The 22425-nt window shown below is 44.8% G+C and carries 19 protein-coding genes and 2 tRNA genes; 5 read left to right on the top strand and 16 right to left on the bottom strand.

All coding sequences use genetic code 11. From position 1 onward, the window contains the following. Window positions 1–51: 51 nt before the first annotated feature. Window positions 52–1803, top strand: coding sequence for a BatD family protein (locus tag SPL68_RS07465; protein ID WP_323814473.1), 1752 nt, complete (start codon window positions 52–54; stop codon window positions 1801–1803). 10 nt (window positions 1804–1813) lie between these two features. Here SPL68_RS07465 and SPL68_RS07460 read toward each other — a convergent pair whose 3' ends face one another. The 8 genes from SPL68_RS07460 to SPL68_RS07425 form a co-directional block, all read right to left on the bottom strand. Next, on the bottom strand, window positions 1814–2617 hold the full coding sequence (locus SPL68_RS07460) for a nitrate- and nitrite sensing domain-containing protein (protein ID WP_323814472.1): 804 nt from the start codon (window positions 2615–2617) through the stop codon (window positions 1814–1816). A gap of 133 nt (window positions 2618–2750) precedes the next feature. Then, entirely contained in the window at window positions 2751–3551 is an 801-nt protein-coding gene (locus tag SPL68_RS07455) for a nitrate- and nitrite sensing domain-containing protein (protein ID WP_323814471.1), read from the bottom strand. A 4-nt stretch (window positions 3552–3555) separates the two neighbouring features. Next, on the bottom strand, window positions 3556–4848 hold the full coding sequence (locus tag SPL68_RS07450; protein ID WP_323814470.1) for a methyl-accepting chemotaxis protein: 1293 nt from the start codon (window positions 4846–4848) through the stop codon (window positions 3556–3558). A 113-nt stretch (window positions 4849–4961) separates the two neighbouring features. Further along, a complete protein-coding gene (gene pepN, locus SPL68_RS07445) occupies window positions 4962–7661 on the bottom strand; it encodes an aminopeptidase N (RefSeq protein ID WP_323814469.1) in 2700 nt (899 codons plus the stop codon). A 15-nt stretch (window positions 7662–7676) separates the two neighbouring features. Next, a complete protein-coding gene (locus SPL68_RS07440) occupies window positions 7677–7949 on the bottom strand; it encodes a YeaC family protein (protein WP_323814468.1) in 273 nt (90 codons plus the stop codon). A 31-nt stretch (window positions 7950–7980) separates the two neighbouring features. After that, a complete protein-coding gene (locus SPL68_RS07435; protein ID WP_323814467.1) occupies window positions 7981–8847 on the bottom strand; it encodes a rhomboid family intramembrane serine protease in 867 nt (288 codons plus the stop codon). A gap of 33 nt (window positions 8848–8880) precedes the next feature. Beyond that, window positions 8881–9888, bottom strand: a complete 1008-nt coding sequence (locus SPL68_RS07430) for a metallophosphoesterase (protein ID WP_323814466.1) — start codon at window positions 9886–9888, stop codon at window positions 8881–8883. A 1-nt stretch (window position 9889) separates the two neighbouring features. Beyond that, complete coding sequence (locus tag SPL68_RS07425) at window positions 9890–10798, bottom strand: NAD(+) kinase (protein ID WP_323814465.1); 909 nt, start codon at window positions 10796–10798, stop codon at window positions 9890–9892. 94 nt (window positions 10799–10892) lie between these two features. Between SPL68_RS07425 and SPL68_RS07420 the strand changes: the two genes are divergently transcribed. Then, the gene (locus SPL68_RS07420) at window positions 10893–11846 is read left to right on the top strand and encodes a DUF1853 family protein (RefSeq protein ID WP_323814464.1); all 954 of its coding nucleotides are present in this window, start codon (window positions 10893–10895) and stop codon (window positions 11844–11846) included. Here the strand turns inward: SPL68_RS07420 and SPL68_RS07415 are convergent. The 5 genes from SPL68_RS07415 to SPL68_RS07395 all read right to left on the bottom strand — a co-directional run bounded on the left by SPL68_RS07415 (window position 11843) and on the right by SPL68_RS07395 (window position 16202). After that, the gene (locus tag SPL68_RS07415; RefSeq protein ID WP_323814463.1) at window positions 11843–12997 is read right to left on the bottom strand and encodes a cyclic nucleotide-binding domain-containing protein; all 1155 of its coding nucleotides are present in this window, start codon (window positions 12995–12997) and stop codon (window positions 11843–11845) included. The two genes, SPL68_RS07420 and SPL68_RS07415, sit on opposite strands and share 4 nt — an antisense overlap. A 57-nt stretch (window positions 12998–13054) precedes the next feature. Then, window positions 13055–14005: a 1-aminocyclopropane-1-carboxylate deaminase/D-cysteine desulfhydrase gene (locus SPL68_RS07410; protein ID WP_323814462.1), complete on the bottom strand. Its 951-nt coding sequence runs from the start codon at window positions 14003–14005 to the stop codon at window positions 13055–13057. 11 nt (window positions 14006–14016) lie between these two features. Next, entirely contained in the window at window positions 14017–15384 is a 1368-nt protein-coding gene (locus SPL68_RS07405) for a hypothetical protein (protein ID WP_323814461.1), read from the bottom strand. A gap of 615 nt (window positions 15385–15999) precedes the next feature. Further along, window positions 16000–16076 (bottom strand) — tRNA-Asp (locus SPL68_RS07400). A 50-nt stretch (window positions 16077–16126) separates the two neighbouring features. Further along, window positions 16127–16202: transfer RNA gene (locus SPL68_RS07395), tRNA-Val, on the bottom strand. A 244-nt stretch (window positions 16203–16446) separates the two neighbouring features. Between SPL68_RS07395 and SPL68_RS07390 the strand changes: the two genes are divergently transcribed. Genes SPL68_RS07390 through trmA form a run of 3 tightly spaced genes read left to right on the top strand, consistent with a single transcriptional unit; the run spans window position 16447 to window position 19763 of the window. Then, complete coding sequence (locus tag SPL68_RS07390) at window positions 16447–17850, top strand: two-component system sensor histidine kinase NtrB (protein ID WP_323814460.1); 1404 nt, start codon at window positions 16447–16449, stop codon at window positions 17848–17850. A gap of 31 nt (window positions 17851–17881) precedes the next feature. Continuing rightward, a complete protein-coding gene (locus tag SPL68_RS07385; protein WP_323814459.1) occupies window positions 17882–18616 on the top strand; it encodes a hypothetical protein in 735 nt (244 codons plus the stop codon). Between the two features lie 58 nt (window positions 18617–18674). After that, complete coding sequence (trmA, locus tag SPL68_RS07380; protein ID WP_323814458.1) at window positions 18675–19763, top strand: tRNA (uridine(54)-C5)-methyltransferase TrmA; 1089 nt, start codon at window positions 18675–18677, stop codon at window positions 19761–19763. A 15-nt stretch (window positions 19764–19778) separates the two neighbouring features. On the opposite strand, the gene SPL68_RS07375 is transcribed toward trmA, so the two are convergent. The 3 genes from SPL68_RS07375 to SPL68_RS07365 are packed head-to-tail and all read right to left on the bottom strand — an operon-like array spanning window position 19779 to window position 22354. Then, window positions 19779–20291 carry a GNAT family N-acetyltransferase gene (locus SPL68_RS07375; protein ID WP_323814457.1) on the bottom strand — a complete coding sequence of 171 codons (513 nt, stop codon included), beginning with the start codon at window positions 20289–20291 and terminating at the stop codon, window positions 19779–19781. A gap of 11 nt (window positions 20292–20302) precedes the next feature. Next, entirely contained in the window at window positions 20303–20770 is a 468-nt protein-coding gene (locus SPL68_RS07370; protein WP_323814456.1) for a DUF2489 domain-containing protein, read from the bottom strand. 48 nt (window positions 20771–20818) lie between these two features. Next, complete coding sequence (locus SPL68_RS07365; RefSeq protein WP_323814455.1) at window positions 20819–22354, bottom strand: DNA recombination protein RmuC; 1536 nt, start codon at window positions 22352–22354, stop codon at window positions 20819–20821. Between the last annotated feature and the right edge of the window lie 71 nt (window positions 22355–22425).

Here is a 22425-nt window from a genome sequence, read left to right as displayed (position 1 = left end):
GCCAATACAAACACTGAATTTAGCTACTTTATATTTGCAACGGAAAACACAATGAAACAAGCCGTATCAAGCTTACAAAAATATCTCAGCCGCAGTGTAGGGTTTTTGTTAATGATTACAGGGCTTAACGTTTACGCTGGCAACTTAACCGCTAGCGTAGACAGAGACACGCTAAGCCTTGAAGAAACCTTCACACTGGTATTGCGCTATGACGAGCAAATTAGTGCCACACCGGATTACGAACTACTGCGTAAAGACTTTGATATTTTAAATACGCAAAGCGGAACCCAGATGAGCATCATCAACGGCAATATGGAGGCATCTACTGAATGGAAAATTGCGCTCGCACCCAAGCGCATTGGTAAATTGCTCATTCCATCATTCACAATCGATGGCGCAATTAGCGATGCAATTGAAATGACCATCGAAGGGAAAAGCCGCGCACCACAGAATACCGACAGCAATGTTTCCGTCGAAGTAGAAACCAGCAAAGACTCTAGCTACGTACAAGAACAAATTATCGTTACCTTGCGCCTTTACACTACCGTTGGACTTAACGGCGTCGAATTACAACCATTGCAGGTAAAAGATGCATTAGTCGTAAATATCGACGAAAAGCAATATCAAACCAAGATTAATAGTCGCCCTGGTGCTGTCGTAGAAACCCGTTATGCCGTTTTCCCACAACACAGTGGCGAATTGATTATTCCCAGCATGTTGTATCAGGTATCCGTAAGTTCCGGTCAGCGCGATATGTGGGATCGTTTTTATGGCAACAATCAGAATAATATTTTACGTCTGCGCACAGAGGAACAACGTATCAACGTTCTGCCTGCGCCAACAAGTGTCAATGCAGCCGAATGGCAACCCGCAAATAACCTCAGTTTAAGCGAGCACTGGAGCACCAGTATCGATTCATTAAAAGTCGGTGAGCCGGTAACACGCAGCATTACGATCAAAGCTGATGGATTAACAGCCGGGCAGATTAACCCTCTGCAATTAGCACCTATTGATGGCCTCACTTTTTATAATGATCAAGCCCAAACCGACGACCAAAAATCCGCCAATGGTGTTGAAGGCTCACGTATTGAAACTATTGCAATAGTGCCAACTAAAGCCGGAAATTTCACATTGCCTGAAGTAAAGGTAAATTGGTGGGATACGAAAAGTAATAGCATTCGCACTGCCACTCTACCGGCAGTTACCTTAAATGTTGGCCTTGGCAGCATGAGCCAATTATCACCACCAATTGATGAAACTATTGATCAAACTACTAATGAGCCAACCAGCGTTGCATTAAACACTGACCTGAGTAGCATTCAGCCACAGCAACCTGTTGTTCAAGAAAAAGCACCAGTATGGCTTTACCTTACCAATCTGTTAACACTACTTGCAGCGTTGTTTTTTGCGCTGCGCCTGTGGTTATATAAACGCAGTATGGCTGCAGCCAATACCAAAGCTGACACTGAAGCTCAGGCTTCAAACCAAACAGAAAATGAAGCTTGGAGCCAGCTCAAACGAAGCCTGTCCGATAAAAATCTCACAGTGCTACGCAAAGCAATAATTGATTGGAGCCAAGCACATTGGAAAAACGCATCAATCACGAGCTTGCAAGCAGTAGCAGAGCAGGCAAATGAACCAACATTAACGGCAGAATTACAGAAACTGGATGAAGCGATATTCAGCAGCCACAAAGGGACACCAGACACAGAAGCTCTGCTGCAACTACTCGCAAACTTGCGTAAAAATAAGCAGAAAAAAATGAGTAACAACGAACAGCTAAGTCCGCTGTATAAAACGTGAAATCTGAAGTTTAATTCCGATAGTACTGCAGGCGATCTATTTGCCGATCAAATTGCTCTAGCACATGATCGATACAGCGAGTCGCCAAGGAAAAATAATCGTTTGCAGTAATATTGGGATTTTCTACCATCAAATTATTTTCAATGCAGCCCAACAACTGTTGAATTTCTACGCGCGATTTATCCGGCCATGATGCATCTACACTGGATGCAATTTTATTATGTAGATGATTTAACTGAATTCGCAAAACATTAGTACACTCCCCTTTAGCCGCAACCCCAGTACCTAACGCACGCGCCTGACCAATATATTCTGCAATCGATAACAGATAACGCCAGTCTGTATCCATTGAGTCACCGCCCATTTTGGAAAGATGATGACTATCTGCCACGTCATCGATCAAATACAACAAATTGGCGATTAACATATTGTGCTGTTTAAAATTTTTATCGGCATCCTCTTCCAAATAAAAACTGGCCAATCTATCCCAATGATCAATCAAGCTTGGCCACTTTACATTTTCCTGCAACCAATTACTGATTTCATTGAGCTCACTAATCAGACATTTAATTTTGAGCGCGACACGTTCTATATCTGGCTTTGCACTGAAGTTACCATTGATAAACCCTGTTGTTAATCCGCGGTGTTGCTGCAAAAACGTCAGCAATCCACGCAATAGTTTTATATGTTCGACCCCCCGAGAAAATAATAGATTCGCTTGGCGTTTATTGCGGCCAAGTGAAATAGCCCAAAACACCAAAAAACCTACGGCAAGAATTAATAAAAACATGAGTAATGAAACAGGAGCCTCCATTGTTCAACTCCAGTAGTTAGAACAAACTCAACTGTATTGACCACACACTCAAACATGGCTTTTACAAATTAACATTGCGGATTTTAAAGATATCAAAAACGCGAGATGCAGAAGCAAAGTCGCGTTAAGTGATTTATCCCTCCGCCCCCAGGTATTGCAAGCGTTCAATCTGGTGATCGAACTTCTCAAACACATGATCAATACAGCGCGTCGCTAGTTGGAAATAATCCCCCGCTTGAATACTTGGCTTTTCAATAACCAGTTGCGTTTCAATACAACTTAATAACTGTTGAATTTCCACACGCGATGCATCTGGCCATGAACCATCAATACTCGATGCAATTTTATTGCGCAGATGATTAAGTTGAATGCGCAAGACACTGGAGCATTCTCCTTTTGCAGCAACACCAGTTCCCAGCGCACGCGCCTGGCCAATGTATTCTGCAATTGATAGCAAATAGCGCCAGTCAGTATCGTTTGTATTTTTTGAAAGGTGATGCACATCTGCAACATCATCAATTAAGTACAATAAATTGACGATAAAAACATTGTGCTGTTTAAAGTTTTTATCGGCATCAGCTTGTAAATAGATTACGGCCAACCGACTCCAATGATCAACCAGGCTAGACCATTTCACGTTGTCACGCATCCAACTACCCGCAACCTCCAGCTCAGCGATAATGCGTTTTATTTTTGCATCCAGCGCTTCAATATCTTTTCGAGCAGCGTGATTACCATTAATAAAACCAGTGGTTAATCCGCGATGTTGTTGGACATAGGTTAATAAACTGCGCAGTAATTTGATGTATTCAATTCCTTGCACAAATAGCAGGCTGGCCTGACGTTTTTTATGGCTCAATGAAATTAATAGAAAAGCAAAAAAAACCACCGGAAAGACTAGAAAAGTAACTAACAGTGAAGCAGGAGTTTCCATAAAACTACTCCGATTGATGAGTCAATCTATGCAAGTGCTCTGCAATTTCAGCGGCTTGGCCAGCACGATAACTATTTTGATTGGCAAGGTCAGCAACTGTTTCTATATGTTTTGATATTTCGCGAGCCGCAACACTTTGCTGTCCTGCCGCGACAGCAATTTCGTCGATCAATATAAATACATCATCTGTGGTTGTTAATATTGCTGTTAAGGATTCATCTGCACTGGCTACGCCTTGCAATGATTTATGAGTTTTTTCCACAACCTTAGCCATGCTAACCAGCACCTGCTGCATACTGGCCTGTACGTGGGTAATATTGGAACTGATTTCACTGGCAGACCCTTGACTACGAACGGCCAACGCACGAACTTCATCAGCGACAACCGCAAAGCCGCGACCAGACTCTCCGGCCCGAGCTGCTTCAATCGCCGCGTTCAATGCCAACAGATTGGTTTGACCAGCAATATCACTAATCACTTGCGACATTGCTGTCACTTTATGCATTAACCCGTGAAGTTGGCCAATACGGTCTTCAGTTTCGCTTGCTAACAGAGCTACATCATTGACCTCGCGAATAGCACCCGCCAGCGCGACACCACCTTGTTTACTATAGTCACACGCTTTAGTCGCTGCATCACGGGCGCCAGTAATCCGACCACTGATATCATCAATACTATGACTAATTTCGGTAATCGCAGCTGCACTAGAGGTAGTTGCATTGGATTGATACGCAGCACTTTTAGAAACTTCTTTTGCGTTAGCCGCCAATTCAAATGATGAGTACCCCATTTCTTTCACGGCATCTCTATATTCCGCATTGCGCCTCTGCCGATTCTTGAAAACATCGATAAACGTGTTATGCAAACCATTCAAAGGACCTGAAACCCATTGATTCCAATCAACCGTTACATTTTTATCAACAGCAGCAAGATAATATTCAATACCCTCCATATCCCGCGTTACACCTCCAACCACTCCCAGCATTAACACAATAACCATTGAAATAGGTATCAATAACCAAAAACTAGTCATTTCAAGCACAATCGCTAGTGCAACTAACAATAAATTAGTAAAAATCGCAGCTAATAAAATCCATGGTTTGACTGAGGCAACAGCCTGCCCCAAAAAACGCACCATTTCAAAACCTCCAGCAGCGTCAAAAAAATTCATAGCAAAAGATATGCACAAGTTAAGTGCAAATAACTTTTTTATACTTAAGCAAAGTGATAATTTCGTGCATAACAGCCTGATTTTTTTATCTACGCACCACTGTACTTCTATCTCTTCAACATTCATGCCAGACACAAGCAAAAAAAAGCGGGCATCACTTGCGTGACACCCGCTTTTATTCTTCATCTTTTTTATTTAAACAGCCCGAGGTTAAACCTGCCCATTTCCCTCAGAAATTGCTATATCAAACTTTTACTGACCACCTCATATACATCTTTTGATAACTCAGGCACAGCCATAATCCGCTCTAACTGGGCCTTCATTAATAACTGACGCTCTTGGCTATACTTTTTCCATTTAGTTAGAGGAGTTATCAGTCGTGATGCAATTTGTGGGTTTTGTGCATTTAGTAAAATAATTTGATCCGCCAAAAACTTATAGCCCTCCCCTGCATTTGCATGGAAATTAATTGCATTGCCATTACAGAAACTGGAAATTAATGCGCGTATTTTGTTGGGATTTTTTCCATCATAAGCAGGATGCTGCTGCAGGGCTTTAACTTTTTCTAATGCATTCGGCAGAGAACAGGTTGCTTGCACAGTTAACCACTGATTAACAACCAGTGATTCATGCTGCCAACGCTGATAAAAATCAGCGAGAGCTGATGCAACCAGTGTTTGCGCAAGCGATGAACTTGCATTCACCAATTGCGTTAATGCACTCATTACATCGGTCATATTATTCGCGGTTCGGTATTGTTGTTCACAGGCGCGGATAAATTCATCTTCACCTAACAACACCAAATAGCTAAGCGCAACGTTTTTTAAACTTCTCGCCGCGATGGCATCAGCTGTTGCTGCATAAACTTGTTGATGATCATAAGCATCATAAATACGTTTAAACTCATCGCGCAGCTCCCTTGCCAGCACTTTGCGCACAGCCACTCGGCCATGATGAATCGCCTCTACGTCAACCACATCAGCAAGCTCACTCAGATACGCCTCTGAAGGCAAACTCAACATGTAGGCAACCATCGCTTTATCGAGACTGTCATCTTGCAAGATACTGCGATAAGCGTTAATCAGGTCTTCATCAAGCGATACGCCACTTAAATCTTCACCGCGTTGATAAATCGTCACTGCATGATTAATTATCTCCAGACCAAGCTGCTGACTTGCTTCCCAACGATTAAATCCATCGCTGTCGCGGCTCATCAAGGTAATCAAATCCTGACGGCTGTAACTGTAATGCAATTTCACGGGCGCAGAAAAACCACGCAATAAACTCGGTACAGGTTTTTCCTGAACACGCTGAAATACAAAGGTTTGTTCCGCAGCCGTTAACTCCAACACCATGTGTGTGTTATCGCCCGTTTCAAAATCAGGTTCAGCATCTTTTAAATACAGCGGCAAATCACCTGCACTACCCAATAAGCCTATAGCGATAGGAATATGAAACGGTTTTTTATTCTGACATTCTGGCGTCGGAGGGCAGGATTGCTTGATTGTTAGTGAATACTCTTGCGCATCTTCATCGTAATGATCGCTCACCTGCAGGCGTGGAGTGCCTGCTTGCGAATACCAATGCTTAAATTGTGTCAGGTCACGTCCGGAAGCATCAGCCAGTGCCGCCACAAAATCCTCAGTCGTTACTGCCTGCCCATCGTGACGATCAAAATACAAATCGGTTCCTTTGCGGAAATTCTCTGGCCCAAGCAAAGTTGCCAACATGCGAATAATTTCTGCACCTTTTTCATAAATCGTCATGGTGTAGAAGTTGGATATTTCGATGTAGGACTCAGGGCGAATCGGATGCGCCATAGGGCCTGCATCCTCTGCAAATTGCATAGTGCGCAACAGGGCTACATCTTCAACCCGTTTTACGGTAGGCGAGCCCATATCGGCTGAAAATTCCGAGTCGCGATAAACCGTAAAGCCTTCTTTCAAGCTCAGCTGAAACCAATCGCGACAGGTGACGCGGTTGCCGCTCCAATTGTGAAAATACTCGTGCGCCACTACACCTTCAACACGCTGGAAACCAGCATCCGTTGTAGTTTCTGGCTTGGCGAGCACGCAGGATGTATTAAAAATATTCAAGCCTTTGTTTTCCATTGCTCCCATATTGAAATCATCGACCGCGACGATCATAAAAATATTCAGATCATATTCGCGCCCATAGACCTCCTCATCCCAGCGCATGGAATTTTTCAGCGAGATCATTGCATGATCGCACTTGTCCAAATCCTTAGGCTCTACGAAGATTTTCAACGTTACATCGCGACCAGAACAGGTAGTAAACTTGTCTTCAATATGAGCCAAATCACCAGCAACCAGCGCAAACAAATAGGCTGGTTTTTTGAACGGGTCATGCCAAGTCGCATAGTGGCGATTGTTTTCCGCTTCACCTTGATCGATCAAATTACCGTTGGACAAAAGTACCGGGTATTTTTTATCGGCAACGACGGTTGTAGTGAACTCGCTCATCACATCGGGGCGATCAAGGTAATAGGTGATTTTACGAAAGCCTTCCGCCTCGCACTGGGTGCAATACATAGTGCGCGAACGGTACAAACCTTCCAGAGAAGTATTTGCTTCAGGTTTAATTTTAGTGATGGTTAAAAGTTTGAATTCTTCAGGTGTATTAAAAATGGTGATGCATTCATCGCCAAATTCGTAATCGCCAGCGGCAAGGATTTTTTCGTCCAATGCAATTGAAATCAATTCCAGATCAGCGCCATGTAATGACAGCTGGGTTGCAGGCACTTTCGCTGCAGGGTTGCGATGCAAATGCAACATAGCACTGACAATGGTTTCGCCATCATAAATTTCAAAACGTAAATCGGTAGTTTTGATGAGGTAACCGGGAGCCTGATAATCTTTCAGATAGATTGTTTTCGGTTGCGTTTCTTTTGCTGGAAGTGATTGTTCAACTGCAGTCATAGCAAATCCTTAAATTTATTCAACCCACTTGATCGGCTTATCTTGCGGCTCATGATCGTGCTCGTGATCATCATCGCCACAAAAAGTGTGAGGTTCAGGCGGGATATAACCTGAATGCTGCTCAGGCGGTAAATTTTTGTGCTCATAGGCGATAACTGCCTGCATACACAATTGACGTTGCTCAGCGGACAAACGATTGCCATCCGGCCATTTCCCCAGCTCTACCGCACGTTTCAAGTTTTGATAAATTTCCGGCGTCAGGCTGGAAAGTAATTTTTGTAAATCCATAAAAAATTCCGAAAAATATTTCTAGAAATAATTAACGCGCATCACGCGCATACAGATGCTTGGTAAATAAGGCATACAAAACACCTGCAATCAAACCACCCAAGTGCGCGGCATTAGCCACAGAACCGGCGATGAAATAATCCACCACCCCGCTCATGCACAAGACCAACCAAAACAACATAAAACCAATTAATGCGCCCGGAACAGCAACCAACGGATGAGGCGCCAAGCGTTGGCGCACGGCGATAAACCCAACCAACGCATAAACCACACCGGACATGCCACCAAAATTGGCGTGACCACTCCACACAAACTCAGCACCGTTGGCAGCCACGCCTGTGATGATAAAAAACACTAAAAAATGCCAATGACCAAGCAACACTTCCAAACGGCGGCCTAAATCCCACATCCACAAACTATTGAACAGAACATGAAAAATTCCGAAGTGCAAAAAAACCGGCGTAAGCAAGCGCCAAAACTCACCGCGCGCTAAGGAATCACCAAGTGGAATAAAGTGCGCACCGACAAAATCCTGAAACGTAAAATAATGCACCCACGCATTACCCCAGCGCGTCTCGACCAAAATAGCACCGAGAAAGCTCAAGGCAATCAGCGCTACCACTACAGGGACTCGCTGCGCTTGCAACCAAAGATTCGGCATAGTGTTTGGAGATTTGATCGGATTGCTAATGGGCTCAGCAGATATTTTCACTTGTCCGCTAATGTATTGATCAAGAAACGCCTGTAATTCAGGCACCACATTTTTATCCAACACAGCCAAACACTGCTGACCATTTTCTTCCGAGATTCGATGATGCAAACCTCTCTCGCGCAGATATCCACTTAATACACTTAAATCCTGATCAAGCGGAAAATGTCTTACAGTAATCCAGTCCAATGAACGCATCCAATAACAAAGTGAGTAAAAAAATTAAGGGTCAACGTAAACCCAAACGAATTTTTCAGGCTGCAATTGTGCCTCACCATCCATTCGGTATGCCACTAATCGACCGTATTTAACCGCGCTGTAATCGAGACACGCTAAATTCGGCGCAAGCGGCTGTGGATGCCCTTTCAACCAGTAATGTCCGATAAATAATGGCGGTTGCGCTGCATCATAAAACACCATTTGCGCGCGATGCTCAGCTGAAATTTCGGCGTTAGCGACATGCTCAGGAATAGGATCGGGCTGAAACAATAATTGCCCGTAAGTTTGTGCAGCATGCCCCCAAAATTTGGTGCGAAATGCACGGCGCACGTAACCATCTGCAGAAACCATAGTCTCGCCGTCTGGCAAAGGCAGATCGACACCGCCGGTAAGCCGTTGCTTGGTACGCGCTTCCAAACTGCCTTTTTGCACCGATTTCAGAATAAATTTCCAATCAATATGTCCATCACCATAGGTGATGCAATGTTGATCAATCAGCTTTTGATCCCAACAGGCGTGCACAGCACGAAATATCTGCTGGGTTTGCGGATGCTGAATCTCCAAAAACAGCGGCAATTCAACAAACCAGCGCAAGAAGGATTGCCACTCCTGAGTATGATTAGCAAATTGTTCCAGAGTTTCAGCCACCTGCCGCATATTAGCCGGGCTGTGAGCACGCAAATACTCGCCAGCGATTGGTGAAGGTGTGGAATAGGTGATCGCGTTGAGTTCATGATTCCCCAAAATCATCTGGGCACTGCCCTCCTCCACCATGTCGCGCACAATATGCAGAGCCTCACGAACACGCGGGCCGCGATCGACAATATCCCCCAAAAATATCGCTTGCCGACCGGGGTTGCGGTACACACCCGCGATTTTTTTATAGCCAAGTAAATCCAGCAAACGCTCAAGCGTTTGCGCACAACCGTGCACATCGCCAATCAGGTCATAGCCACTCACCTCTCCCATTACGGGCAGTGAGCGCTTGGCGTATGGCGATGCGCTCGTCATGCTATTCCTTTTCTTCCTTTAACAAGTGGCCGCCCCAACCGAGCTTGGAGCGACAACGTTCATAGAAGTTGTAATCCAGCGGATGCAACAATTCGAGTCGCTCTGGTTTTTTGCGAATACGAATCTCATCTCCAGTTTGCACATCCACATGAGAGTGCCCATCACAAGTCACCATAGGTTCAGCGCGATTATGTTCACCCACAATAATGCTAATCGCACTATCTCCGGCAACCACAATTGGCCGGCTACTTAGCGTATGCGGGTTCATGGGCACCACGACTATGGCATCGAGTGTTGGATGCAAAATCGGCCCACCACCACTGAGTGAATAGGCGGTAGATCCCGTTGGCGTAGATACAATCACTCCATCGGAACGTTGACTGGTGACAAAAGCGCCATCGACCGAGATTTCAAACTGCAACATATGAATGAACTGACCGGGGTGCAGAACCACATCATTCAGAGCATCTGCCGTAGCAATCACTTGCCCCTGACGCCTAACTTCCATATCCAGCAAGAAACGACGCTCGGATTTAAATTGACCGGATAAAACCTCTTCCACCTTGTTTTCGATGTCATCGGGGGTGATATCGGTCAAGAACCCTAAGCGGCCACGATTGACACCCAAGAGCGGAATACCGTATTTGGCCAGCGCACGAGCGCCGCGCAATAAGCTACCATCCCCACCAACGACAATAACCAAATCGCACACTTGGCCGAGGGACTCCATATCCATGACCTGCTGCGCAGTTGATACCAAACTTGAATCGGTAATTAGCGCCGCTGTCTCAGCCTCCAGCACAAAGGCTTTTTTGCGCTGTTGCAAAAAGCGAATTAATCGCTTGATGGAATAAACCGCACGCTCGTTATTGAGATGGCCAATCAGACCGATGGTTGAAAAATGAGTCATAAGATTTCACAGAGTGAACGGTTTAAGAAATGGGTAAATAGTGAACACAGCATCTAGGCTATTATAGCCTGCAGATCAGCCAAGGCTCGCATTTATGCCAAATACGACTCAACCCCCATTTATTCCGCCCTTGCATGAACTACAGCATCAAGTTGTGCGCGACCTGGCATGGTGCTGTTTTAGCGCACAACTAATGCAAGAGCTGCCGGAGTCAGACGCGATCAATTTACCTATTGATCGCGACAAACTCTGGCCTTGGTTAATGGATATCGATCAACAACCTGATGCACTCAATGAAGAGATAGCCTCCCTTAAAAGCACTCGGCTAGGCATTTATTACGAAGCACTCTGGCGATTTTATTTTTCCCATCATCCCGATTGGGAGTTGCTCCAACACAATCTGCAAGTTCAACGCGATGGAATCACACTTGGCGCATTTGATTTTTTATGTCGCAGGGGCGATGAATACTGGCATATCGAAACTGCCGTGAAATTTTATTTATGCGATGCTAGAAATGAAAACGATGCAAAAGAATGGCATCACTGGATTGGCCCCAATAGTGAAGACAGGCTGGACTTAAAACTCTCGCGTTTACTCCAACATCAATTACCACTGCACAAAACACCAGAAGCCCGAGCGCAATTGCACGCTTTATATCCAGACGTAAAAGAATGGAAAACCGGCTTGTGTGTACAAGGCTACCTTTTTTCCCCCATCGCAACTCAATACCGTCCCACCTTCAGCAACAAAAATCACGGATCAGGTTACTGGTGGCATCTACAAAATTTTCTGCATTTTTTAGATGAAACAAAAGATATGCAATGGATTATTGTTGAGCGGCAGCATTGGCTATCGCCCACTCAAACAAAAAATGCTTGCGAGTTATTTTCCAGCGAGAACTTAATACACCACTTACAAAAACACGTAGGACAAATAAAAAGGCCGCTATTGCTAGCGGCCCAGAAAAAAGCAGAATCTAATAATCAACTTTGGCTAGAAGTATGGCGCGGATTCGTTGTACCTGACAACTGGCCAGACAAACCTTAGTTATGCCCTGATACAGACACCCCATCGCGCAGAACATAGTTTTGCGTATCAGTTATAAATTGTTGCACGCCTGCATTGGTAAACAATTGCGCACAATTATCCAGCGCCAGCGTTTTGTAACCGTGCAACGCCAATAAATGTGCGGCAGCGCGGCTACGGCGTCCAGTATCACAATAGAAAATATATAATTTTTCCTTGTTGAGTAAGCGAGATTTAATAGCGAGGATATTCAGCGGTATATTGACGGCTTTTGGCAAATGCGCAACCGAATATTCTTCATCGCTACGCGCATCTACCGCAACAACATCATTGGCAATATTGTTGTTCAACTCATGTAATGGAAGCGTCGCCACTACAGGCTCTTTTAATAATCTGTAAAAATCCTGCTTCTCCAAGCGCATCAGCACGCCATCGGTACGCATCATTACCGTTGCGTTGCGTACAGTTTCATTTACCAATGCATCTTCACCAAAACAGCGACCAACTCCAATAGTAGCGAGATGCTGACGTTTGTTATCGCTATGCCGAGTAACATCGGCCTCACCCTCTTTGATGAAATAACATTGATCGCCCATTTCGCCCTGACGGATGATCACATCACCTGCGTAAACAACCTGGGGCGTAAGGCGTGAAAAAATATCCTCAACATTTAATGGCGGCACTTTAAAAAACAAATTGGATTTCAGAACGACCATCATCCAATCAACATCTTCATCAAGGTCACGCTCACGCGAAATCATCAATTGTAAATAATCCGCTACTTGGCTCCAGGTCAGCAGCTTATCTAATCGCTCACTATCAATACGCAATACGCTGCAATCAGTTTCTGCAACCGCTGTATATTGGCGTGGCTGCTGGTGAGCAATCGGCAATAAAGTAGCGCGCCCTTTAATTTGAGTACGGCTGCCATCTTCAACTATTAAAGACACATCACCATGCAACAGATATACATGCTGTGCATCGTAACTTCCTGCTGCGAATAATGTTTGGCCAGCACAAACAGCCTCCACCACTGCATTATCCAGCAATGATAATAAATGGCTCTCACTCATATCTTTTAAAGGCACTAGCGTGCGCGTTAAATTCAGATCGAATTCAGCGGATGGAATATTTTCTGGAGCCACAGGCGATGCAGTTTGTTGAACGTGCATAACAACATCCTTCAAGATGAAAACGGACTTTTGACAAAAACGTCAACTTTAAAATTATTATGGGCAGTTAAACCCGCTTCGTCCTTGTAACCCACCGGAATGAATCGCAACGATACGCGAACCACGCGGCCAGTACCCTTGTTGTACAAGACAATCAATCCCCCAAAACATTTTCAGGGTATAAACAGGATCAAGCAAAATACCTGTTTCCTGCTCAAATACTTGCCAAAATCTTGCAAGGTATTCCGGGTGCTTTTTACCGTAACCACCTGCATGAAAGCCTGAAATCAAACGCCAATTAGCGCCTTGTTTCTGCCCCTGAAGCTGACGGTAACAAGCAGCAATATCTGCCCCCAAAGCACCCTCACCCTTTAAGACCGAAAATCCCAGCGCAGGTTTTGTCACATCAATTCCCGATGCCAACCCCGCCAGACTGGTACCCGTTCCACAGGCCATACATACAGCAGTATAGTCACCGTTTAATTGCTGTTCTAATGCCTGCCCCAGCACTTGCACTCCCCGCGCGCCAGCCAGATTAGCGCCACCTTCAGGAACAAGATAAAACTTACCCAATCGAGCTTTCAAATTATCGATGAATTGAGGCTGCGTTTTGTTCCGATAATCATCCCGACTAACAAAAACCAACCTCATCCCCCAAGCTTCCGCCTGCTCAAGTGTTGCACTTAATCGCGCAGGCCGCTCGCCGCGAATCACGCCGGTTGTATGAAATCCGTATCGATGACCTGCTGCTGCCAGCGCATGCAAATGATTGGAGTATGCACCACCAAAACTTAACAGATGATCGAACCCCTGTTCGCGAGCTGCACGCAGATTAAAAAACAACTTGTAAAATTTATTGCCTGAAATTTCGGGGTCAATTGCATCATCCCTACGTACAAAAAGCTCTACACCCGCTGCCATTAATCGCTTATTTTTCACCTGTTCGATCTGAACATTGCTGGCCACACGCAATAAATCTTCATCCAAAAAATTAGCTAGCAATGACATACATCAACTCTTTAACGCCGCTCCGCAACTAATGCATAGGCAACCGCTTGATGCTGGGTACAACGGTCGCTCTCACCCAGATGAAATTCTAACGGACTTTCAATCACCGGTATGCTTTTTCCACAGACATGGCCGCGCGCATCAACTTCAACACAGCAAGGTGTTTGATGATGATCCAACCAGGCACTATAGATGCTTTCCGTTACGCCAACTTTATCTGCAGCATAGGCTTGGGGATCTTCGAGATAACGACCAATATCATCCAACGCAATTGCGACCTCACCCATACCCGGCAGGAAAACAACCATATTAACGCCAGCCTTGGTTAAGCGCCCCAGCAGTTGATCACCACTATTTTTAAGCAGCTGCTGATTGTCGCGTTTGAGATTAACAATTTCATCCTTCAGTGCGCTTTCATTTTGATGGCGATAGAAAAGCTCTACTTCGCGCATATCGAGCATTTCGCGCAACTCAGCGGTAGCAGCACGAATTTTTGCATCCAATTCCAGTTCAAAATTCTCTTGCATAACCTGTAACTGACTCGATTCATCCTGCTGCGCAGCCTTAAGCTTATGCGCAAAATACTCACGCATACCTTCAATTTTTGTGGCTTGCACATCAAGAGATTCTTTCAGGTTTTGATTGCGCTCGTTCAATTCTTTATTTTGCAGCTCAACTTGCTGATGTTTTTGTTGATATGCCAGCAGCCGCTGCTGATGCTCTTGCTGCATCGCATGCAGTTTGGCCTGATGCTGATTCATAATGGTGGCGATACGAAGCCGCTGCTCTTTGACCAATAACGCCATTTTGTCGCGCAATTCTTGGGTGTAGTGCTCGTGTAGTTTTTGCTCTAACTCCAACTGCTCACGCGCGATTTCCTCTACTGTCGGGACAGCCAATAACGGTGGCTCAGATGCTTCTTGCTGCGCAGGGGATCTGAAAATAAGCCCCAAGCGATTTGCCTTTACTGCTTTGCGCATAGCCACAAAACTATTGCTGCCGCGCTTCATTGAAGGGTCCCAGAGATTTTTTTGATGCCAGGCAATCGGGCATTGGCTATAACACGCCAAGCGAATTGCCCCGGCTCCCATATCCGGGCCAGTACTAGAAGATTCGATCAATTGGCGCAAAGGAACATTCCAACGTCGGTCAACCATGCCCGCACCGTCGAAACCCAACAAAAAGAACACCACCCCAGTTACGCACAGAGAAGAATCGATTTGCACATAAGCTGCTTTAGCTGGTGCATTTGCAAAGTCAGGCATCGGAATGAAACCATCCAAAATAGCCTCAAACTCAGGATAAAGCAGCTCACGAGAAATCTGCCCGTCCTGAAACAAAAACACCGCTTCAAGCTGCTCAGAGGGGAAATGGGGCATAGGAATAGTCTCAAAACAGACGGGAGAGTAGTCGCAGTATAAGAAATCAGCCGCCACTAAAACGTGAAAAACAGCGCGCATTCAGGAGTTTTTAACAGAATTTTCAGCGATCCAAGCACAACTCATCATTAGCAATGATGACATCAAAAACAACTCGCTATAGAAAAGCAGAAGAATCAGGAAAACAGTTATGAGGGAAGGGAAAAATAGAGAACAAACTAGAAGGGAGAGTTACCGCGAGCCTTGCAGCAAAGCGCTGCAGCAGCTCGGGTTAGATGTCTGAATAATCCTCAGCGACCTCATCATCAATGTCATCGTACTGAATATCCAACAGATCCTCTATGTAGTCTTGCATCAGTTATTACTCCTTGTAAGACAGATTTCTAGGAAAGCGCACGTTCCGATTTAATAACCCGCAATCACGACCAGTGACTTGCAGCCTCAATAGGCTTTACGCCTTGAAAGGTACATTATCAATGGTAGATGACAGTATTATGTATGGACACCCCTTTCGCTAATAACCAAAAGCGAGGAAAGCAGAGATAGATATAAAACTACAGGAGAGAAAATTGCAGGTAATAAAAAACCCGCAACAAGTGCGGGCTTCTTGAATAGTGGCGGACCGGACGGGGCTCGAACCCGCGACCTCCGGCGTGACAGGCCGGCATTCTAACCGACTGAACTACCGGTCCGCATTTCTCTATTTTTGCTTTAATGCCTTTGTTCATGAAGGCGCAAAATGTGGTGGGCGGTACAAGACTCGAACTTGTGACCCATGCCTTGTAAGGGCATTGCTCTACCAACTGAGCTAACCGCCCCTCGTTGAGAGGTGCGCATTCTATCGAATTCAGCTTGAGTGTCAAACCTTTTTTATAAAAAACTTTAAGCTTTTTGATATCTGCCTAAAGCACAGCCAGATCTGCCTACAAGCACAACAAAAGATTCGAAAAACAATCAACTGTCAGCCCAGCAATTTAATAGAGCAGATAAGCATGCATTAAAGTCGATATATTCAAATGCAAAGAGTAAATTACGCTAAACCACTTCAATATTTTTTCTCTTATGAATGTAGATCCTCTCATCACCGGTTTATCACACAATGAATCCAGCCCCTGGATGGTCATTATTGTCATACTGTTGATATTGCAAACACTTTTGATTCTTGGCTTACAGCGCAGCCGATTGAGCAATAAACGTGCACGTAAGGCTTTGAAAGAATCACAAAAAGAACTGGAAGCAAAAATTCTTGAGCGAACCGAGAGTCTTCACACCACTAACAACTTATTGGTTGATGAGGTCGCTCGCCACGAACAGACCGGACGCCAATTACGCGAGACCAAGCTTTACCTGCAAAGCATGATCAACTCAATGCCGTCCATCATTATCGGCGTGACCGCAAACGGAGAAGTTACACACTGGAATGCTGCCGCTGAAAATACGTTTGAAATTTTCTCAAATGAAGCACTCAACCGAAAAATTACTGACCTCCTACCCTGCTTCCCTGCCACCATCGACACAATAAAAAATACAATTCGCAGTGGCGAACCCTTTTCTACACAGCATTCACAAAGCGATGAAGAAGAGCAAAAACGTTACTTTGAAATTACGATCTACCCGTTAATTTCTAGCACGCAGCAAGGTGCAGTGATTAGGGTTGACGATGTCACGTTTAAAGTAACCATTGAAAACCTGATGATTCAGAATGAAAAAATGTATTCATTGGGAGAGGTAGCTGCTGGTATTGCGCACGAAATAAATAATCCGCTCAGTGTTATTTTGCAAAACGTGCAAAATATTACGCGCAGAACAGATGCGAATTTTGCAACCAATCAAACGCGGGCAAACGAATTAAACATCGACTTTGAAAAAGTTACTTCTTATTTAGATGCACGCGAAATCCCGCAAATGCTCGACTCCATTCGTGAAGCAGGCGAGCGCTCAGCAACCATTGTACGCAACATGCTGGAGTTTTCGCACAACTCGCAACGCAAAACCAGCTTGGTTGACATACAACATCTTATTCAGCAAACCATCGCACTTAGCCACAGCAGTTCGCCCAAATCCCAGCAGGTTATAGAACCGCAAATCATCACTAACTTCACTACACCACTCCCTTCTTTGCATGCATCCCCCCCTGAGTTACAACAGGTTTTACTTAATCTTTTGCGCAATGCAAAACAAGCACTGGCCAATTACACCACTGACCAGCCCACTATTTGGATTCGGAGTTACGCACAAAACCAGCATCTTGTGATCGAGGTTCAGGACAATGGCCCAGGTATGACAGATACTGTTCGCCAACATATCTTTGAGCCGTTTTTTACAACCAAAGATCTGGGCTCGGGAACCGGTTTGGGATTATCTGTTTCCTATTTCATTATCACTGAGCGCCATCAGGGAACGATCGACGTGAAAAGTACACCCGGCAAAGGCAGCTGTTTTATTATTCGTTTGCCATTGCTGTAATCAAAAAAACCAATTACGTACCGAGATCACGATGATTAATAACAAAAACATTTCAGCTATTGTTCTCGCCAGCATGTTAATTCAAGGCTGTGCAAATCAACCCGTCGCAACCCCTGATACCACTAGCCTAACCAAGGCTGCCAATCACACGCTTAGCGAAACTGTTTATTTCTCGACACTATTTTCCTCTTGCATCGCACTGGGAGGAGATACAGAACTGGATGCAATTGATGTACAGCAAAGCTGGCTCAATGAAAACTCAACCCTCGTCGCTGCAGCAGATAGCTATTACAGTCAGCAACAAGCTGAGATCACGTTTAACTACGATGGAAAAACCCTTTCCCCTGAAGCGATTCAATTAGCAGTTGATGCACGTGCACGAGCGATTAAAGAGCTATCGCTAACGCAACGCAGCCCTGCAAACCAACAAAAAACCTGTCAATTCCGCTTAGGCCAAATCAACAGCACCAACCTCTGCTTGGCAAAAGATCCATTAATTGCCCCATACCAGACTGCGCTCCTGGCACATACACCACTGGATTTGAGCATTAGTGATGCACCTCAACTTGCAGGCGGGCTCCATAACACGCCTCAAGGGGCAAGCTATTTTAATATTGCCAAAGCACATGAAACAGAATGCCCGGATGCCCACACGCTAAGCATCATTAATAACTGGCCTAATGAAGTTTATTCCAACTTTTGTGGCGCAAGCGCAGTAGATGTCATTAGCTGTGAATGGGGCAAATGCGAGACGAAGAAGTTATAATGGCTGATTTCAAGCCGCAGCATGCTGCGGCTTGCTATTTACTTACTGAGCTATTTGTATGACGCCTACCGATTTTTCCACTGCTGCCTACCAACACCAACTTGCCGAAAAACTCGCCAGAATACAGCAGGATTTTGCCGAATTTTCATTGCCAGACATTCGTGTGTTCAGCTCACCGGAAAAGCATTACCGCATGCGCGCGGAATTTCGTGTCTGGCATCAGCAAGATCGCACTGAATACGTCATGTTTACTCAGGACGAATTCAAACGCCCCTATCCTATCCACGATTTTCCAGTTGGTTCCGCATTAATGAACCGACTCATGCCTTCTGTGCTGCAAGCGATTAACACTGATGAACTCTTGCGTCGCAAACTCTACCAAGTTGAATTTTTAACTACACAAAATGGTGAAGCTCTGGTGACGCTGATTTACCACAAACCGCTCGATGAAACCTGGGTTGCAAAAGCCAAACAGCTCAAAGCAGAATTGAATATCGATATAATTGGCCGCAGCCGCAAGCAGCGTTTGTTAGTTGAGCGCGATCATGTTATTGAGCGCTTAACTGTTGCAGGGCGTGAATACAGCTATCAGCAAGTTGAAGCCAGCTTTACCCAACCTAATGCCAACATTTGTGAAGCCATGCTGAGCTGGGCAGTCGAAAACAGCAAAGGACTTAACGGAGATTTGCTGGAGCTTTACTGTGGAAATGGCAATTTTACGCTACCGCTCTCGCAGAATTTTGACAAAGTCTTGGCTACAGAAGTATCCAAAACCTCTGTAGAATCAGCACAATTTAATATTGCCGCGAATCAGATAAGTAATATCCAAATTGCGCGCATGTCGAGTGAAGAATTTTCACAGGCGATGGATGGTGTGCGCGAATTTAATCGTTTGCGCCATGTAAATTTGGCTGATTATCAATTCTCTACCATTTTTGTCGATCCACCACGCGCAGGTCTTGATCCACACACCACCAGCATCACCCAGCGATTCGATAACATCCTGTACATTTCCTGCAATCCAGATACATTGCGAGAAAACTTAAGAACCATCACCCAAACACATCAGATCAAAGCCTTTGCGCTTTTTGATCAGTTCCCCTACACACACCATGTCGAGTGCGGCGTTATTTTGCAGAAAAAATAATGTCAGCGCGCGACGCTAACACTCAAGCTCACGCACCATATAGATGGCAGGCCCCGCATAAGATGCAAGGTTGTTGCGTTGAATTTCATCTAATTGCGCAGACTCAATAAAACCCAATTTTTCCCAAAAAGATTTTGAGTTTTGTACCGATACCAACGCAGCAGCGCGCAATCTGCGCTGCTGCCCAACCATCAATGCATGGTTCACCAACAGAGGCCCCAACCCTGAACCCGCTGCCGATTTACTGATCGCCAAATCATGAAGATAGAGTGCGCTGGCATCCGGCTTATGCGTAAATTCGCTCCCCCACGGAGAAACTTCACCCAATACCGATTGATATCCCACTAAATAACCGCACACTTTATTTGCACGCTCAACCACCCATGATGTATCCGGTGTTTGTGCAAAACGCGCATGAATTACTTCATCTGTTTCGAGAATTTCGTCGATATAGGCTTCTGCTTGAATACGGATAACATCTACCAAGTCATGCTCTTGCATCGCACGGCAATTAAATTCATTTGTCATGACTGCCACCTTTAAAAATTTCGGCCTTGAATACGTTTGGCAGCATCCATAACAAAATCATTAAAGCTTGCCTCATGGCGCAAACGCTCCAGATCAAATTTATTTTGCTCTGCGCTGGAAAGCTGTTGCCAAGCTTCCAAATAAGGGATATGGCTTGTTTTATCACGCAACTGATAAAACGCAGAGAACTCAGTTTTAACATCTGCATGCACATCCAATGTATCCAACAAACCAGATATACGAATACTGGCTTCTGTAAGCGTTAACTCATCGTTATGAACAGCGTGAGCCAAAATTTGAATGCTTTTATTTAACCATTCCCGTTGCTCGCGCTGTGCTTTTTCGTTGGCCTCATCCAACTCTTTTAGTCTTTTGGCATTCGCTTTGTTTTGAAGGTAAACCTTGTAAACCAAATGAAAAGCAATAACCCCCAACGCAAGAATAATCGCCGCACCAATAAACATTAAAATCGATAACATATCCATCAAACCTTTCTCTTAATCAATTGATCTATAGCGGCAACTCAATCAATCCAGTCGATTAACATCATCTTGTTGTTCAACGCCTAATATTTCTTCAGACTCCAGATCCGCACCGGCATCTTCCAGTAAATGTCTTGCGATAGACTTTTTGGTTTTAGCTCCAAGGCGGCGAATATCATCCACCTTCTTTACCAAATTTCCTCGCCCAAATTGCAAGCGATCACGCGCTTTAGCATAAGCCTCTTGAGTTTTATTAAGCGAGCTACCTATGGCATCCAGTGAATCCAATAGCAACACAAACTGATCATGTAAAGCGCCAGCTTCTTTGGCGATACGCTCGGCATTTTTATTTTGTTTTTCATAACGCCATATATTTTCCACTGTACGCAATGTCGCCAATAGAGTCGTCGGGCTGACCAAAACTATATGCCGGTCATAAGCCTCGCGATATAAACCCGGCTCATGCTGCAACGCAAACATAAACGCAGCTTCAATCGGGATAAAAATAAATACAAAATCAAGTGCTTTGATTCCATCAAGCTTTTCATAATCCTTGATGCTTAAGCCTTTAATATGGCTACGCAGAGAATTGACATGGGCATTGAGATATTGCTTTCGCTCAGTCTCATCTTCCGCACTGCAAAAACGTTCATAATCGACTAATGAACACTTAGCATCGATGACTATGTCTTTATTTTCCGGCAAATGGATAATCACATCCGGCATCAAACGCGAACCATCTGTGCCAGTGAAATTAACCTGCGTATCGTACTCGCGGCCTTTTTGTAAGCCAGACTCTTCCAGCAATCGCTCCAGCACTACCTCACCCCAATTACCTTGGGCTTTAGTATTGCCTTTTAACGCCTGCGCCAGATTTACCGCATCTTCACCAATTTTTTGCGCTTGTTTTTGCAGCTCTACAACCTGACCGGATAAACGATTGCGCTCGGCGTTTTCTTTTTCATAAACATCTTCGACTTTTTTGCGAAATTCAGAGAGCTGCAACTTCAACGGGTCAAGAGTGTTATCGAGCAGTGTTTTACTGTTCAGGCTAAATTGTTGCTGCTTGTTTTCAAAAATTTTATTGGCAACATTTTCAAATTCTTTCGCCAGTTCCACCTTGGCATTTTGCAGCAGGCTCAATTGTTCAGCGAAGTGTTTACGCTCTTGCTCCAAGCGCGTTTTTAACTCGGTAGTCTCTTTAGCAAAGAGTGTCAGTTGCTCATCTTTACGTAGAGATTGCTGCTGTAACTCATCAAAATAGCGCGCTTTTTCACGTAGTCCTGCTGCCTCTTGCTGTGTTTTTCCCAGATGCTGTTGCAGCTCCTGCAATTGTTGCTGCACGGCTTGAAGCTGGTTTTTTAGCTCCGTCTGCTGATGTTTGAACTGATTATTTTCCTGCTGCAAAGCGGCTTCTTGCAGAGCATGAGTGTGTTGAAGTTGCTGATGATTGGACTCCAGCTCGTGGGTTTTGGCGAGCACAGCCTGATCAAGACGACGCCCAACTATCCAATACACAATAAGGGCACCAATAACCAATCCGCCCAAGGCGGCGATAAGCGTTAATACCGATGGATTCACAAGAAAACTCCAGAATGTAAAACGCGGCTAGGCTTTATCCGCCGTGACCGTTAAAATCGCGCCATTTTAGC

It is taken from the genome of Cellvibrio chitinivorans, assembly GCF_035117775.1.
Lineage (GTDB): Bacteria > Pseudomonadota > Gammaproteobacteria > Pseudomonadales > Cellvibrionaceae > Cellvibrio > Cellvibrio chitinivorans.
This window is presented reverse-complemented; position numbering and strand designations above follow the sequence as displayed.